The organism is Leifsonia sp. PARNA 1/14 (assembly GCF_055720965.1).
Genome location: NZ_JBVQSP010000004.1, coordinates 354,911 through 369,296 on the forward strand (window position 1 = coordinate 354,911; position 14,386 = coordinate 369,296).

The window sequence follows — 14,386 nt, forward strand, 5'->3', positions numbered from 1 at the left end:
CTGCAGACACCACGAAACACGAACGAACGGACACCATGACCACCGCCCTCGCGCCGGCCCCGATGCTGCTCACCAAGCGCCGCATCTGGATCATCTTCAGCGCCCTCATCGCCGGGATGCTGCTCTCCAGCCTCGACCAGACCATCGTCTCCACCGCCATGCCGACCATCGTCGGCGACCTCGGCGGCGTCTCGCATCAGGTCTGGATCACCACCGCGTACATCCTCGCCACCACCATCGTCATGCCGGTCTACGGCAAGCTCGGCGACGTGCTCGGGAGGCGGTGGCTGTTCATCGCCGCCATCGCGATCTTCACGGCGGCCTCCATCGGCTGCGCGTTCGCGGGCGACTTCTGGACGTTCGTCGTCTTCCGGGCCATGCAGGGTCTGGGCGGCGGCGGTCTGATGATCCTGTCGCAGGCGATCATCGCCGACATCGTGCCGGCCAACGAGCGCGGCAAGTACCTCGGCCCGCTCGGCGCGATCTTCGGCCTGTCGGCCGTCGCCGGCCCGCTGCTCGGCGGCTTCTTCGTCGACCACCTCACCTGGCAGTGGGCGTTCTACATCAACATCCCGGTCGGCATCGCCGCCCTCGTGATCGCGATCTTCGCCTTGACACTGCCGACCAAGAAGGCCACGCACCCGATCGACATCCTCGGCATCCTGTTCCTCTCGATCGCGACGACCTGCCTGATCTTCTTCACCGACTTCGGCGGCGACAAGAACTACGGTTGGGGCTCGCTCGCGACCTGGGCGTGGGGCGTCGGGATGCTGGCTGCCGCCGTCGCGTTCGTGATCGCGGAGGCGAAGGCGAAGGACCCGATCATCCCGCTCAGCCTCTTCAAGAACCCGATCTTCATCAACGCGACCGCAATCGGGCTCGCGCTCGGCATCGGGATGTTCGCGGCGATCGGCTTCGTGCCGACCTTCCTGCAGATGTCGTCGGGCACCTCGGCCGCGGCCTCGGGACTGCTGATGATCCCGATGATGGTCGGGCTGATCGGCACCTCGATCCTCTCGGGCGCGCTGATCACCCGCACCGGCCGGTACAAGCTGTTCCCGGTGCTCGGCACGATCATCACCGGCATCGCTATGGTGTGCATGACGACGCTCGCAGCCTCCACCCCGATCTGGCTGATCTGCGTGTACCTGTTCGTGTTCGGCGCCGGCCTCGGCCTGATCATGCAGGTCGTCGTGTTGGTCGTGCAGAACGCGGTCCCGGCCGCGCAGCTGGGCACCGCGACCTCCACGAACAACTACTTCCGCGAGGTGGGCGCTGCGCTCGGCACCGCGGTGTTCGGCACGCTGTTCACCACGCGCCTCACCGACAACCTGACGGCGGTGTTCACGAAGGCCGGAGCCTCGGCGTCCGACGCGGCCGGAGCGACCTCCACCCTGAGTCCGGAGGCCCTGAACAAGCTCCCGGAGGCCGTGCACACCGGCGTCGTGAACGCGTACGCAGACGCTCTCGCCCCGGTGTTCTGGTACCTGCTGCCGTTCATCGCGGTCGCGTTCCTGCTCGCGCTGTTCCTCAAGCAGATCCCGCTGTCGGACCAGTCGGGCCTCGTGGCCCGCGGTGAGGCGATCGGCGGCGAGGAGGCCGAGCGCCTGGAGGCCGAACAGCGCGGGGCAGGGCAGCGCGGCGCCGAGCGGCGCGGCGCGAAGCGTGCCACCACGCCCACCGACGCCGACCTCGTGGACTCCTCACCCCAGTAGTTCTCGACCCTCGAAGGGCACGTTGTCGTCGCTTTCGCGCGCGAAAAGCGACAACAACGTGCCCTTCGGCGTTTTGTCCCCCGGATCGGCGCGGATGCTGTCTTGCCGAATGCGAAGGCGCTGGTGCATCATGCGGCCACGAGGAGGCCCCGTTCGGGGTCGATGACGACTTGCGGGGGTCGGCATGCCAGCGTTGGACGAGGGCGGTGCGCACGGCAGTTTCGTCGCCGTGCTGCTCTACCCGGACGAGTCGACGGCGAGCATCAGCAAGCGCCTCCCGATCGTCGATGGAGGTCCGCCCGCCGTGATCCGGGCGGCTGCGGCGTTCGAGGGCGCGGCCGCGGTCGACGTGTTCCGGCTCGTGGATGCCAGCGCGTGGCCCGAAGCGGCCGCCTACCTGTACGCCGAGACCGTGCCGCGCACCCTCGCCGACGGAGACGGCGACGTGGTGCAGCAGATCTCGACGCCCAACGACTGAGCGCCGACCGGCAGCGAGCGGTTACCGCGGCGTGTACTCGTACACGACCGCCGACCAGTGGTTCTCGATCTCGTCCCACGCGGCGTCGTCCATGTAGGCGAGCCGGTACTGAAGGTTCAGGATCGGCCCGAGCACGTCGAGCACCTCCGGACGGAAGGGCGTCTCCGGGGCCAGGCCGAGCCCGAAGCTGTGGATGATGCTGTCGTCGGCGGCGCGCAACCAGACGCCCCAACCGCGCTCGACCGGCATCGCGACGACGCGGAACACGTGGGCGGGGTCGTAGTCGGCGGGCAGCGCGTCGGGAAGGTCGGCCATTCCTCCAAACTACCGCGAGCCACCGCTAGCCGGGGGAGTGCGCCGTCGCCTCCGGATCGCGTTCACGCGCCCGCCGCACGTCTGCGACGACGGCGCAGGCGGTTGCGCCGACGGCCGCGAGCACGACCACGATCGCGTCGATCACGCGCACCGGGCCGAGCGCGGGGCCGCCGGTGGTCGCCAGGGCCACCAGCGCGATCACCGCGACCGCGCCGCCGAACCTGGCGAGCTCCCGCATCCGACCTCCGGCCTCCTCAGCGAGCGCAACGCGTGCTCGCCACCCGCTCGGGAGCCGGTGCCCGGGAGGCCGGCGCCGGGGAGGATGGCCGACCCTTCCCGTGACACCGGCTCGTCCAGTGAAGCTCAGCCCCCATCGCGAACCTCCCCTCGGGCCACAGGATGCATGAGCGCGACGTCGTTGGGGAGAGGTCAAATTCAGGTGTAGCCACAGCACCGCCGCGAGAGTTACATTCCCGTCGCCGGCAGTGGGCCGGCCATCACCGGGAGGTTCATCATCAACACTTTCTGGAGCATCGTCTGGTGGTTCTTCTGGTGCTTCGCGTTCATCGCGTATCTGTTCGCGCTGTTCGCGATCATCGGAGACCTCTTCCGCGACCGCAGACTCAACGGCTGGTGGAAGGCAGTCTGGATCATCTTCCTGATCTTCGTGCCGTTCCTCACCGCGCTGGTCTACCTGATCGCACGCGGCCGCGGCATGGCGGAGCGCAGCGTGAAGGAGGCCGCCGACACGCAGGCCGTCGTCGACGCGCACATCCGGTCGGTCGCGTCGTCGAGCCCGTCGGACGAGATCGCCAAGGCCCAGCAGCTACTGGCCTCCGGCACGATCACGCAGCAGGAGTTCGACCACCTGAAGGCCCGCGCCCTCGCCTGAGCGGGTCGAACACTCCTCGCGTCGATTTCGCGCGTCGGGTGCCGCAGCATCCAACCCCTGCGCTGCGGCACCCGTACTCGGCGTCCGTCGCGATTTCTCTCAGAGGAAACGCGCCCGGGGATCTCCTCCTCGGCGGTGTCCTGGGGGAGTTTGCGGGCGTGTCGCGAGCAGATCTCCTTCAGGAGGACGTGGAGGCCGCGGTGCGCTCGGCGGAGTCGAGGATGGCGTCGACGCCCATGCGGAAGATGTCCTCGTCGCGCAGGTCGCGCAGCTCGGCGGCGACGGAGGCGATGTGGGAGTGGGTGAGCGGGTCGACGAGCAGCGGGCCCTCGAACCAGGCGTTGCTGGCGCGCGCCTCGCCGGCGCCTCCGGAGGTCGTGGTGCGGCCGCGCGCGATGCCCGCGGCCTCCGACAGCACGTACGACGCGAAGAGCGCGTAGTGGCGAACCAGGTCGGCGCCGCTGAGCCCTGCCCCCGCGAAGGCGGTGAGGATGTACTCGATCGTCGCGAGTTCCGCCGGGCCGTTGGTGGTGAGCACCGTGGCCTCCAGTGCTATGGCGGGGTAGAGGACGAACGTGTCGAGCGTCGCGCGGGAGAGCGTGCGGAGCCGGTCGCTCCAGTCGCCGTCGTGCGCTGAGGCCTCGGCGAGCGCGATGGCCTGCACTTCGTCGAGCAGCGCGCGCATGAGGTCGTCCTTGCCGCGGAAGTGCCGGTAGACCGCGGTCGGGTCGACGCCGAGGGCGGTTCCGAGCGCGCGGATCGAGATCGTGGAGGTGCGCGGGCTCGCGGCGATCTCGAGCCCCGCCCTCACGATCGTCGCGCGGTCGAGGCGCTTGCCGTGGTCGTGCGTCATCGCTTCAGTCACACCTCTAACGATAGCGGATGCCAACAGCAATGTCAGCACTGTTGACATCAGCGTTGGAATCGTCTTAGCATCGGCTCGATCCACTCGACGACGAAGGGAATCGGCACGATGGCCGACGCAGCAGTGAACCGGGCAGGCGACCTGGCGGACGTGATCCTCACCGGGGGCCGGATCTTCACCGGGGCGGGGCAGCCGGTGTCCGGCCGGGCTGTGCTGATCGCCGACGGGCGGATCCTGGGCCTCGTGCCGCAGCGATCGGTGGAGGCCCACCGCGGCCCGGCGACCGAGGTGATCGACCTCGAGGGCGCCCTCGTCAGCCCCGGGTTCCAGGATGCGCACATCCACCCGGTGGGCGGCGGCGTCGAGCTGCTGCAGTGCGCGCTCGCCGAGTCCGCCGACGCCGCGGAGACCCTGCAGCGGGTCGCAGCCTACGCGGCCGCCAACCCCGAGGGCTGGATCGTCGGCGGCGGCTGGTCGATGGACCACTTCGCGGGCGGGGCACCCACGCGCGGCCTGCTCGACGCGGTGGTCGGCGACCGCCCGGTGCTCGTCGCCAGCCGCGACCACCACAGCGTGTGGGCGAGCACGGCGGCGATCCGGCTCGCCGGGCTCGACGCGAGCACGCCCGACCCGGTCGACGGGCGCATCGAGCGGGAGGCCGACGGCTTCCCGGCCGGGACGTTCCACGAGGGCGCCGGCGACCTGTTCGACGGCGTCAAGCCCGAGATCGACGACGAGCTCGCCTACGCGGGGCTGCTCCGCGCACAGTCCGAGCTGCTCGCGCTCGGCATCACCGGCTGGCAGGACGCGATGATCGGCACGGTCGCCACCCTGCCCCCGAACCTCCCTGCCTACCGCCGCGCGCTCGAGGAGGACACCCTCATCGCGCACGTCCGCGGCGCCCAGTGGTGGCTGCGCGACACCGGCGCCGAGCAGATCGCCGGGATGGTCGAGCGGCGCGCCGAATACGCGCGGCTCGGAGACGACCGCTTCGACCTCGGCACCGTGAAGATCATGGTCGACGGCGTCGCCGAGAACTTCACGGCGGCGATGAAGTCGCCCTACCTCGACGCGCACGGCCACGAGACGGACAACGCGGGCCTGTCGTTCATCGACCCCGACCTCCTCAGCGCGTATGTCACCGAGCTCGACCGCCTCGGCTTCCAGGTGCACTTCCACGCCCTCGGCGACCGTGCGGTGCAGGAGGCCCTCGACGCCGTGCAGGCGGCGCGGGAGGCCAACGGCGCGACCGACGGCCGCCACCATCTCGCGCACCTGCAGGTCGTGTCGGAGGAGGACGCCGTGCGCTTCCCCGAGCTCGGCGCGATCGCCAACCTCCAGGCGCTCTGGGCCTGCCACGAGACGCAGCTCGACGAGCTGACCCTGCCGTTCCTCCACGACGAGCTGGAGGCACGGCAGTACCCGTTCGGCGATCTGCAGCGGGCGGGTGCCCGGCTGGCCGCCGGCAGCGACTGGCCGGTGTCGAGCGCAGACCCGCTCGCCGCCATCCACATCGCCGTCAACCGGGTCTCCCCGGGTGCGGCCGACGCCCCGCTCGGAGGAGCGCAGCAGCGGCTCGACCTGGCGACCGCGTTCGCCGCCTACACCTCCGGCTCGGCCTACGTGAACCACCGCGACCACGACACCGGGACGATCGCCCCCGGCTACCGCGCCGACCTCGTCGTGATCGAACCCGATCCGTTCGCCGTCCCGGCCGACCGCATCCACGAGAGCACAGTCGTCTCGACCTGGGTGGGCGGCGTGCCGGTGTACGTGCGTGACGCCGCCGTCGTCCCCGCGAACGCGTGACGCCTCGCCGCCCGACCACCCACCCCAAACCCCCAGCGCACCACACAGGAGGATTCACGAAATGCCTCGACACCGCACCCGACACCGTCTCGTCCTCACGACGGCGGTCGTGCTCTCCACCGGTCTCGCGCTCGCCGCGTGCTCTCCCGCCGGCTCCGGCTCCACGTCGACGGGGTCGCACCCGTCGTACCAGCTGACGGCGCAGACCCCCGCGCCCTCCGGCGACATCGACTCGTTCACCTGGGTCTCGTACTCGGAGCCGTACTCGCTCGACTACGCGTACGCGTTCGACTACTCCGACAACCAGGTGCTCTCGAACGTCTGCGAGTCGATGCTGAGGCTCAACCCCGACTACACGATCACGCCGGGGCTCGCCGAGTCGTACTCCAACCCGACCCCGACCACGTGGGTGTACGAGATGCGTCCCGGCGTGACCTTCCACGACGGTACGCCGATGACCGCGGCCGACGCCGTCGCGTCCATGCGGCGCCACCTCGACCCCGCCGTCGGCTCGTCGTGGTACTCCGTGTACCAGAACGTCGCCTCGATCGACCAGACCGGGCCGATGGAGGTCACGGTCACCCTGACCAAGCCCGACTCGCAGTTCAACCTCGGCATCAGCGGCGCCGCCGGCGTCGTGGAGTCCGCGGCCACGCTCGCGGCGAAGGGCAAGAACTACGGCAACTCCACCGGCCTGGTCAACTGCACCGGGCCCTTCGCGCTGACCTCGTGGAAGTCGGGCGAGTCGGTGACGCTGACCCGCTACGACAAGTACTGGGACCCGAAGCTCAGGGCCAAGGCGGGCACGGTCACGATCCTGTTCATGACCGACCCGAACGCGCGCGTGAACGCACTGACCTCCGGCCAGGTCGACGGCGGCTGGATGGTGCCCACCGAGGCGATCACCAAGCTCAGCACCTCCGACGCCGGCAAGCTGTACTTCGGCCTTAACACCGCGGTGGGCAGCCTGATCGTCGGCAACCTGAAGGGGGTTCTCGGCGACCTGAACGTGCGCAAGGCGCTGCTGATGGCGATCGACCGGCAGGGCGTCGTGGATGCCGCGGTCAAGGGCTACGGCTCCGTCACGAACGCGCTCACGACCGAGTCGGTGTGGGGACAGGCGTCCGACGCCACGAAGAAGGCGGCGTTCAGCGGCCTGGACCCCTACACGTACGACGTGGCGGCCGCGAAGAAGCTCGTCGAGAAGGCGGGAGCCACCGGCAAGACGATCACCATCCGCACCGCGCCGATGGGAGCCGACTTCAGCGTCGTCGCGCAGGCCACGGCCGCCGCGGCGGAGTCGATCGGCCTCACGGCGAAGATCCAGACGATGACGCCGGACTCGTACACGACGCTGTTCTCCGACCCGACGGCACGCGAGGGCGTCGACCTGTTCTACACCTCCTGGTACCTCTCGACGCCCGACCCGCTGGAGATGTACGGCGTGCTGCGCACCGGCCAGTTCAGCAACTACGGCAACTGGTCGGACCCGAGCTTCGACGCCCTGGTCGACCAGGCGGTCGCGATCGCCGACCCGAAGGCGCGCGCGGAGAAATCGGCCGAGCTGCAGAAGATCGCGAACCAGCAGCTGCCGTGGCTGCCGCTCTTCCAGGGCCCGATGACGGTGTTCGTCGGCAAGAAGATCACCGGGGTGGCGCCGTCGGTCGCCTTCCTCTACTACCCCTGGGCGGCCACGATTGGCGCACGGTAAGGCGGCCGCGCGGCGGGTCGCGGGCAAGCTCGGCTCGCTCCTGCTGACGCTGTTCCTCGCCTCGCTCCTGGTCTTCTTCTCGCGCTTCCTGGTTCCCGGCAACCCGGTGAGCTTCCTCCTCCGCGGGCGCAAACCGTCCCCGGAGGCGGTGGCCCAGGTCACCGCGGAGTTCGGCCTGAACCTCCCGCCCTGGCAGCAGTACCTGAACTGGGTCGCGGGGATGCTGCACGGCGACTTCGGCCGGTCGCTGCAGTACCGCCAGTCGGTGGCCACGGTGATCGGCGACCGGCTCCCGGTGACCCTCGGGCTCGTCGTGATGGCCGGCCTGATGATCACCGTGGTCGGCCTGGTGGCCGGAACCGTCGCCGCCCTCAATCGCGGCAGGATCGCCGACCGCGCGACGCTGACACTGCTGACCGTGCTGGGTGCCATCCCGTCGTTCGTCGGGTCGATCGTGCTGATCTCGCTCTTCGCCGTGCAGCTGGGCTGGTTCCCGGCCTTCGGCTCGGGCAGCGGGTTCTTCGACATGGCCTACCACCTGGTCCTGCCGTCGATCGCGCTGGCGATCGTCTTCGTGGTCCTGATCGGAAAGGTGACGCGCATGTCGATGGTCGAGCAGCTCGGCCGCGAGCACGTGGAGGTCGCGACCAGTCGCGGGCTCGGCCGGGCGGCGGTCGTGCGCCGGCACGTGTTCCGCAACGCGATCGGGCCGATCCTGACGGTGAGCGGCATGCTCGTCGCGGGTCTGCTGGTGGCGACCTCCATCGTGGAGTCGGCGTTCGGAATCTCCGGGATGGGATCGCTGCTCGTGCAGTCGGTCGACCGGCTCGACTTCCCGGTCGTCCAGGCGATCGTGCTGCTGGTGGTCACGGCGTTCATCGTGGTGAACGCGATCGTCGACCTCCTGGAGCCCATCATCGACCCGCGAGCGGCGGCGGGGGAGACCGGACGATGAGCGCCCCGACCCCCACCCTCGCGCTCAAGGTGATGCGCTCGACGGCGCGCCGGCCGGCCCGGGTCGGCTTCACCGTGGCCATCGTCGTGCTCGGCGTGATCACCCTCGCGGCCGTGTTCGCACCCTTCATCGCCCCGTACGACCCGGACCACGTGGACTTCTCGGCCGTGTACGCGAACCCGAGCCCGGCGCACTGGCTGGGCGCCGACGCCCTCGGCCGCGACACCCTGAGCCGGATGATCTTCGGCGCCCGCACGGCACTGCTCGGCCCGCTGCTGGTGGTCGTCGCCTCCACGCTGCTGGGCATCGTGCTCGGGCTCATCGCGGGCTGGCGTGGAGGCTGGCTGGACGCCACGCTGGCGCGCGTCTTCGACGTGCTGTTCGCCTTCCCCTCGCTGCTCATCGCGATCATGGCGGTGGCGCTGTTCGGCAAGGGATTGGTGGCGCCGGTGATCGCCATGAGCATCGCGTACTCGCCGTTCGTGGCCCGGCTCACGCGCCAGCTCGTGGCGACGGAGCGCGCGCGTCCCTACGTGTCGGCGTACCGGGTGCAGGGCTTCGCGGGGTCGTGGATCGCCGTGCGCCGGGTGCTCCCGAACGTCGCGCCGACCGTCGGCGCCCAGTCCACGCTGAACTTCGGCTACGTGCTGGCCGAGCTCGCCGGCCTCTCGTTCCTCGGACTCGGGGTGCAGGCCCCGGTCGCCGACTGGGGCGCGATGATCAACGAGGCCCAGGCCGGGGTGGCCGGAGGCTACTTCCTGCCCGCGATCGTGCCCGCCGTCGCAGTGGTGATCGTGGTCGTCGCCGTGAATGTGATCGGCGAGGAGCTCTCTGACCGCATCGGTGGAAGGACGCCCGCATGACCCTGCTCGAGATCTCGGGGCTGACCCTCGACCTCCCGGCGCCCAAGCACGGCTCCGGCCGCCGTCTGCTGCACGGCATCGACCTCGCGGTGGCCGACGGCGAGACCGTCGGGCTGGTGGGTGAGTCCGGCTCTGGCAAGTCGCTGACCGCCCGCACCGTGCTGGGCCTGTTGCCTGACCGATCCGCGAACTCCGGCTCGGTGGTGCTCGACGGCACGGACGTCCTGACCGCCGACCGCGCGACGCTGAAGCGGCTGCGGCTATCCACGGCCGCAATGATCTTCCAGGACCCGCGCGCAGGCATCAACCCGATGCGCACGATCGGCGACCATCTCACCGAGGCCCTGCGCCTCGGCGAGGGGCGGCCGGCGGCGGAGGCACGGGCACGCGCCGTCGAACTGCTGGCCGCGGTGCATCTGCCGCACCCGGAGGAGCACCTGCGCCAGTACCCGCACGAGTTCTCGGGAGGGATGCTCCAGCGCGTCATGATCGCCGGCGCACTCGCCGGGTCGCCGAAGCTGCTGGTGTGCGACGAACCGACGACCGCGCTCGACGTGACGACGCAGGCGCAGATCCTCGACGTGCTCGCCGAGCAGCGCGGGCAGCGCGCGATGGGGATGCTCTTCATCACCCACGATCTGACGCTGGCGGCCGCGTTCTGCGACCGCGTCTACGTGATGCGGGAGGGCAGGGTCGTCGAGCAGGGAACGGCCTCCCGCGTGCTGCGAGAGCCGGTGAACCCGTACACGCAACGGCTGGTGGCGGCGACGCCGACGATCGAGGTCACCGGCGACGAGCCGCGCGAGCGGGCGCATGCCGACGCGGCGGGCGCGATCGAGCCTCCTGTGCTCGACGTGCACGACCTCGCGAAGACCTACCAGCTCCGCGGCCGAGAGCCCTTGCGGGCCGTCGCCGGCGCGACCATCGCCATCCCGGCCGGCGAAGCGCTCGGCGTGGTGGGGGAGTCGGGGTCGGGCAAGTCGACGCTCGCGCGCATGATCGTCGGCCTCGAGCAGCCGGACTCGGGAACGGTGTCGATCGACGGCGCCGTGCAGAAGGACACGCCGCGCACGCGCACCGACCGTTTGCGGCATGCGAGGCGCATCCAGATGGTGTTCCAGGACCCCTACCTCTCACTCGACCCGCGCATGAGCGTGGGCCGCGCGGTGGAGGACGCCCTGCGCCTCCACCACCCCGGTCTCAGCGCCGCCGACGCGCGCTCGCAGGTGCTCGGCCTCCTCGGCCAGGTCGGGCTCGTCGAGGCGCACGCGCAGGCGCTGCCCCGCACGCTCTCCGGCGGCCAGCGGCAGCGGGTGGCGATCGCGCGGGCGCTCGCGATCGAGCCGGCCGTGCTCGTCATGGACGAGGCGACGAGCGCGCTCGACGTCTCGGTGCAGGCGCAGGTGCTCGACGTCGTCTCCGGCATCCGGCGCGACCGCGGGCTGACCGTGCTGTTCATCAGCCACAACCTCGGCGTCGTGCGCACCGTCTGCGAGCGGACGGTCGTGATGCGCTCCGGCGAGATCGTCGAGAGCGGACGGACGGTGGACCTGCTCTCGAACCCGCAGCACGAGTACACGCGTCTGCTGCTCGACTCGGTGCCGCGTGCCGAGCCCGACCGGGTCGCCTGAGCCGCCCGGGCGGGCCCGACGCGTAGCGCCGCAGGCCGCCGCCCCGTAGGGTCTTACCGAGGGCCCTTTCCGTCAGAGGGGCTCTCTTCGCCACGATCACCCAGGGCCACGACCCCGTCACAGTAGGAATAAGGAGCAACATGAGCTACGCCGTGACCAATCCCGCCACGGGCGAGACGGTCAAGACCTTCGACACGATCACCGACGAGGGCCTGGAGGCCGCGATCGCGTCGGCCGACAACGCGTTCCGCACCTGGTCGAAGAAGACCACGGTCGAGGACCGCGCTGCGCTGGTGCGCCGTGTCGGTCAGCTGCACGTCGAGCGCCGCCAAGAACTGGCCGACATCATCGTGCGTGAGATGGGCAAGCCGGTCGAGCAGGCGCTGGGCGAGGTCGACTTCGCCGGCGCCATCTACGAGTACTACGCGGACAACGCGTCGGAGTTCTTGAAGGACGAGCCGATCCAGCTGCTCGACGGCAGCGGCTCCGCGGTCGTCCGCCGGTCGGGCCTGGGCGTGCTGCTCGGGGTCATGCCCTGGAACTTCCCGTACTACCAGGTCGCCCGCTTCGCCGGACCGAACCTGATCATCGGCAACACGATCCTCCTCAAGCACGCCGAGCAGTGCCCGGAGTCGGCCGCAGCGATCGAGAAGATGTTCCTCGACGCGGGCTTCCCGGAGGGCGCCTACGTCAACATCTACGCGTCGCACGACCAGATCGAGACGGTCATCGCCGACCCGCGGGTGCAGGGCGTGTCGCTCACCGGCTCCGAGCGCGCCGGGGCGAAGGTCGCCGAGATCGCCGGCCGCAACCTCAAGAAGGTCGTGCTCGAGCTGGGCGGGTCCGACCCGTTCATCCTGCTGTCGACCGACGACCTGGACGCCACGGTGCAGAACGCGGTCGACGCACGCCTCGACAACAGCGGCCAGTCCTGCAACGCGGCCAAGCGGTTCGTCGTCGCGGACGAGCTCTACGACTCGTTCCTGTCGAAGTTCACCGCCAAGCTCGCCGAGGTGGAGGCCAGCGACCCGACCAGCGAGAGCTCGGCGCTCGGCCCGCTCTCGTCGCTGAAGGCGGCCGAGGGTCTCGACGACCAGGTCAAGCGCGCGGTCGCTGCGGGCGCGACGCTGGTGCGCGGCGGCGGCCGCAACGGCGCGTTCTTCGAGACCACGGTGCTGACCGACGTCACGCCGGAGAACCCGGCCTCCAAGGAGGAGTTCTTCGGGCCGGTCGCGCAGGTCTTCCGCGCGAAGGACGAGGCCGACGCGGTACGCATCGCGAACGACACTCCGTTCGGTCTCGGCTCGTACCTCTACACCACCGATGAGGAGCAGGCCCTCCGGGTCGCCGACCAGATCGAGGCCGGCATGGTCTTCGTCAACGTGGTGCTCGCCGACGGCGCAGAGCTTCCCTTCGGCGGCGTGAAGCGCTCCGGCTCGGGCCGCGAGCTCGGCCGCTTCGGCGCCGACGAGTTCGTCAACAAGAAGCTCATCCGCATCGGCGGCTGAGTCCCCGCGGGATTCGTCACGAATGTCACGTTTCGGGCCACGAACGTTGACATTCGTGACGAATCTTGCCGCGCCCCGTTCCGCTGCGCGACAGTGTCACCGTGAACGAGCTTCCGATCGTCTACTGCCGCGGGTATGCCGGCCCCACCAGTCAGATCGACTCCACGGTCAACGATCCCTTCTACGGCTTCAACGAGGGTGCCACCCACACCCGGGTCAACGGCGACGGCGACCCCAAGTTCTACCAGTTCGAGGGCCCGCTGCTGCGGCTGCTCGGCGAGCGCGACTACCAGGTGCTCGTGCGGGGGAGCCAGAAGGAGCTGCTCGCCACGGCGGCCGACGGCACTCTCCCGCAGAAGTCGATCTGGATCCACCGCTTCTACGACGAGGCCGCCACTACGTACGCGGCGCCGACGCCGCGAACGGGCAACCTCTTCGACCGCGCGATCACCTGGACCGAGGACCTCGTCCGTGAGCACACGACGGCGCAGGGCTTCGACATCGAGCAGGCGGCGCGCGAGCTCTACGACCTCGTCCTCCAGGTGCGCGAGAAGACCGGCGCGCCCCAGGTGTTCCTCGTCGCGCACTCGATGGGCGGTTTGGTCGCGCGCTGCATGATGCAGAAGGTCTGCGAGGAGGACGGCCGCATCCCCGCGAAGGAGCTGGTCGCCAAGTTCTGCACCTACGCGACCCCGCACGGCGGCATCGTCTTCACCGGAGGCCTGATGAACTGGCTGATGGAGACCTTCGGCCCGGCCGGATCGGACATCTTCTCGCCGCCCAAGATGTACGGCTACCTGACGCCGGGCAAGAAGTTCGGCGACAAGCCGATCGGCGAGGCGTGGGATCCCCGCGTCATCCCGCCCGAGGTGTTCGACGTCGACGACGTGTTCTGCATCATCGGCACCGACTCGAACGACTACAACCTGGCCAAGCTGGGCGTCGGGCCGCGCAGCGACGGACTCGTGCTCATCGAGAACGCCTACGTGAAGGGCGCGCACCGCGCGTTCGTCTACAAGTCCCACTCCGGCCCGTACGGCGAGGTGAACTCCGAGGAGGGCTACCAGAACCTCGCGCGCTTCCTCTTCGGGCACTGGTCGGTGCAGGTGGAGCTGAGTTCGCTGCCTCCCGCGTCGGCGGTAGCCGCTCGGCCGGACGTCGCCTGGCAGGCCGACCTCCAACTCGCGATCCGCGGACTGTCGGTGCTCATCACCGAGCAGAAGGCCGTGCACTACAACCCGGTGCAGCTGAACGCCGAGATCGCCCAGCACGCGCCCGGAGCGCCCGGTGACGACTCGGTGGACGCGCCGATCCCGCTCGTCGGGACCTTCCTCTTCTCGAAGGAGCCGCCGAGCGACCTCCCGCCGACGAACGTCACGCCGGGAGTGGGGGATGACCCGACGCCGGCGGTCGCGCCGGCGGCCGCACCGGATGCTGCGCCCGCAGCCGGCGCGGAGCCTCCCCGCCAGGGCTGGTGGCGCCGCTTCCTCGACTCGTTCAGCGAGGGCGAGGAGGAGCGGGAGCGGGAGGCGCCGACGATCGAGCCCGTGAATGTGGCGTTGGACAACCCGCTCGACCCGACACTCCCGGCCGTCGCGGCGGCGGCGGTCGCGTCGGTGGCTCACGATATGGCGACGCGAGCGA

At 70.1% G+C, this 14,386-nt stretch carries 14 protein-coding genes; 10 read left to right on the forward strand and 4 right to left on the reverse strand.

What is annotated here, in order from left to right; all coding sequences use genetic code 11:
• The first annotated feature begins 35 nt into the window (after window positions 1–35).
• Together AC0HS0_RS13315 and AC0HS0_RS13320 are read left to right on the forward strand one after the other, a co-directional pair.
• Window positions 36–1,715, forward strand: a complete 1,680-nt coding sequence (locus tag AC0HS0_RS13315; RefSeq protein WP_472964515.1) for an MDR family MFS transporter — start codon at window positions 36–38, stop codon at window positions 1,713–1,715.
• 184 nt (window positions 1,716–1,899) lie between these two features.
• Window positions 1,900–2,193, forward strand: a complete 294-nt coding sequence (locus tag AC0HS0_RS13320; RefSeq protein WP_472964516.1) for a hypothetical protein — start codon at window positions 1,900–1,902, stop codon at window positions 2,191–2,193.
• Window positions 2,194–2,214: 21 nt separating this feature from the next.
• Here the strand turns inward: AC0HS0_RS13320 and AC0HS0_RS13325 are convergent, their stop codons facing one another.
• The 3 genes from AC0HS0_RS13325 to AC0HS0_RS13335 all read right to left on the reverse strand — a co-directional run bounded on the left by AC0HS0_RS13325 (window position 2,215) and on the right by AC0HS0_RS13335 (window position 3,105).
• Window positions 2,215–2,508, reverse strand: coding sequence for a hypothetical protein (locus tag AC0HS0_RS13325; protein WP_472964517.1), 294 nt, complete (start codon window positions 2,506–2,508; stop codon window positions 2,215–2,217).
• A 25-nt stretch (window positions 2,509–2,533) separates the two neighbouring features.
• On the reverse strand, window positions 2,534–2,746 hold the full coding sequence (locus AC0HS0_RS13330; RefSeq protein ID WP_472964518.1) for a hypothetical protein: 213 nt from the start codon (window positions 2,744–2,746) through the stop codon (window positions 2,534–2,536).
• Between the two features lie 227 nt (window positions 2,747–2,973).
• A complete protein-coding gene (locus tag AC0HS0_RS13335) occupies window positions 2,974–3,105 on the reverse strand; it encodes a hypothetical protein (RefSeq protein WP_472964520.1) in 132 nt (43 codons plus the stop codon).
• On the opposite strand from AC0HS0_RS13335, the gene AC0HS0_RS13340 reads away from it, so the two are divergent.
• Window positions 3,074–3,400, forward strand: coding sequence for an SHOCT domain-containing protein (locus tag AC0HS0_RS13340; protein ID WP_472964598.1), 327 nt, complete (start codon window positions 3,074–3,076; stop codon window positions 3,398–3,400). The two genes, AC0HS0_RS13335 and AC0HS0_RS13340, sit on opposite strands and share 32 nt — an antisense overlap.
• Window positions 3,401–3,578: 178 nt before the next feature.
• On the opposite strand, the gene AC0HS0_RS13345 is transcribed toward AC0HS0_RS13340, so the two are convergent.
• Window positions 3,579–4,265: a TetR/AcrR family transcriptional regulator gene (locus AC0HS0_RS13345; RefSeq protein ID WP_472964521.1), complete on the reverse strand. Its 687-nt coding sequence runs from the start codon at window positions 4,263–4,265 to the stop codon at window positions 3,579–3,581.
• Between the two features lie 108 nt (window positions 4,266–4,373).
• Between AC0HS0_RS13345 and AC0HS0_RS13350 the strand changes: the two genes are divergently transcribed.
• The 7 genes from AC0HS0_RS13350 to AC0HS0_RS13380 all read left to right on the forward strand — a co-directional run.
• Window positions 4,374–6,074 (forward strand): amidohydrolase, encoded by a 1,701-nt coding sequence (locus AC0HS0_RS13350; RefSeq protein ID WP_472964523.1) that lies wholly within the window; start codon window positions 4,374–4,376, stop codon window positions 6,072–6,074.
• Window positions 6,075–6,135: 61 nt separating this feature from the next.
• Complete coding sequence (locus tag AC0HS0_RS13355; RefSeq protein ID WP_472964524.1) at window positions 6,136–7,785, forward strand: ABC transporter substrate-binding protein; 1,650 nt, start codon at window positions 6,136–6,138, stop codon at window positions 7,783–7,785.
• Entirely contained in the window at window positions 7,772–8,740 is a 969-nt protein-coding gene (locus AC0HS0_RS13360) for an ABC transporter permease (RefSeq protein WP_472964526.1), read from the forward strand. Before AC0HS0_RS13355 ends, AC0HS0_RS13360 begins: the two co-directional genes overlap by 14 nt.
• Window positions 8,737–9,603 (forward strand): ABC transporter permease, encoded by an 867-nt coding sequence (locus AC0HS0_RS13365; protein WP_472964527.1) that lies wholly within the window; start codon window positions 8,737–8,739, stop codon window positions 9,601–9,603. The genes AC0HS0_RS13360 and AC0HS0_RS13365 overlap by 4 nt, the downstream gene beginning before the upstream one ends.
• A complete protein-coding gene (locus tag AC0HS0_RS13370) occupies window positions 9,600–11,234 on the forward strand; it encodes a dipeptide ABC transporter ATP-binding protein (RefSeq protein WP_472964528.1) in 1,635 nt (544 codons plus the stop codon). The genes AC0HS0_RS13365 and AC0HS0_RS13370 overlap by 4 nt, the downstream gene beginning before the upstream one ends.
• A 140-nt stretch (window positions 11,235–11,374) precedes the next feature.
• Window positions 11,375–12,742 (forward strand): NAD-dependent succinate-semialdehyde dehydrogenase, encoded by a 1,368-nt coding sequence (locus AC0HS0_RS13375; RefSeq protein WP_472964529.1) that lies wholly within the window; start codon window positions 11,375–11,377, stop codon window positions 12,740–12,742.
• A 101-nt stretch (window positions 12,743–12,843) separates the two neighbouring features.
• The coding region (locus tag AC0HS0_RS13380) for an esterase/lipase family protein (RefSeq protein ID WP_472964530.1) at window positions 12,844–14,386 on the forward strand (1,543 nt) is incomplete at its 3' end.

Bases quoted from the DNA above. Each gene is read 5' to 3' on its own strand.
- AC0HS0_RS13315 (WP_472964515.1), top strand. From the start codon at position 36: ATGACCACCGCCCTCGCGCCGGCCCCGATGCTGCTCACCAAGCGCCGC.
- AC0HS0_RS13320 (WP_472964516.1), top strand. From the start codon at position 1,900: ATGCCAGCGTTGGACGAGGGCGGTGCGCACGGCAGTTTCGTCGCCGTG.
- AC0HS0_RS13325 (WP_472964517.1), bottom strand. From the start codon at position 2,508: ATGGCCGACCTTCCCGACGCGCTGCCCGCCGACTACGACCCCGCCCAC.
- AC0HS0_RS13330 (WP_472964518.1), bottom strand. From the start codon at position 2,746: ATGCGGGAGCTCGCCAGGTTCGGCGGCGCGGTCGCGGTGATCGCGCTG.
- AC0HS0_RS13335 (WP_472964520.1), bottom strand. From the start codon at position 3,105: ATGATCGCGAACAGCGCGAACAGATACGCGATGAACGCGAAGCACCAG.
- AC0HS0_RS13350 (WP_472964523.1), top strand. From the start codon at position 4,374: ATGGCCGACGCAGCAGTGAACCGGGCAGGCGACCTGGCGGACGTGATC.
- AC0HS0_RS13355 (WP_472964524.1), top strand. From the start codon at position 6,136: ATGCCTCGACACCGCACCCGACACCGTCTCGTCCTCACGACGGCGGTC.
- AC0HS0_RS13365 (WP_472964527.1), top strand. From the start codon at position 8,737: ATGAGCGCCCCGACCCCCACCCTCGCGCTCAAGGTGATGCGCTCGACG.
- AC0HS0_RS13370 (WP_472964528.1), top strand. From the start codon at position 9,600: ATGACCCTGCTCGAGATCTCGGGGCTGACCCTCGACCTCCCGGCGCCC.
- AC0HS0_RS13375 (WP_472964529.1), top strand. From the start codon at position 11,375: ATGAGCTACGCCGTGACCAATCCCGCCACGGGCGAGACGGTCAAGACC.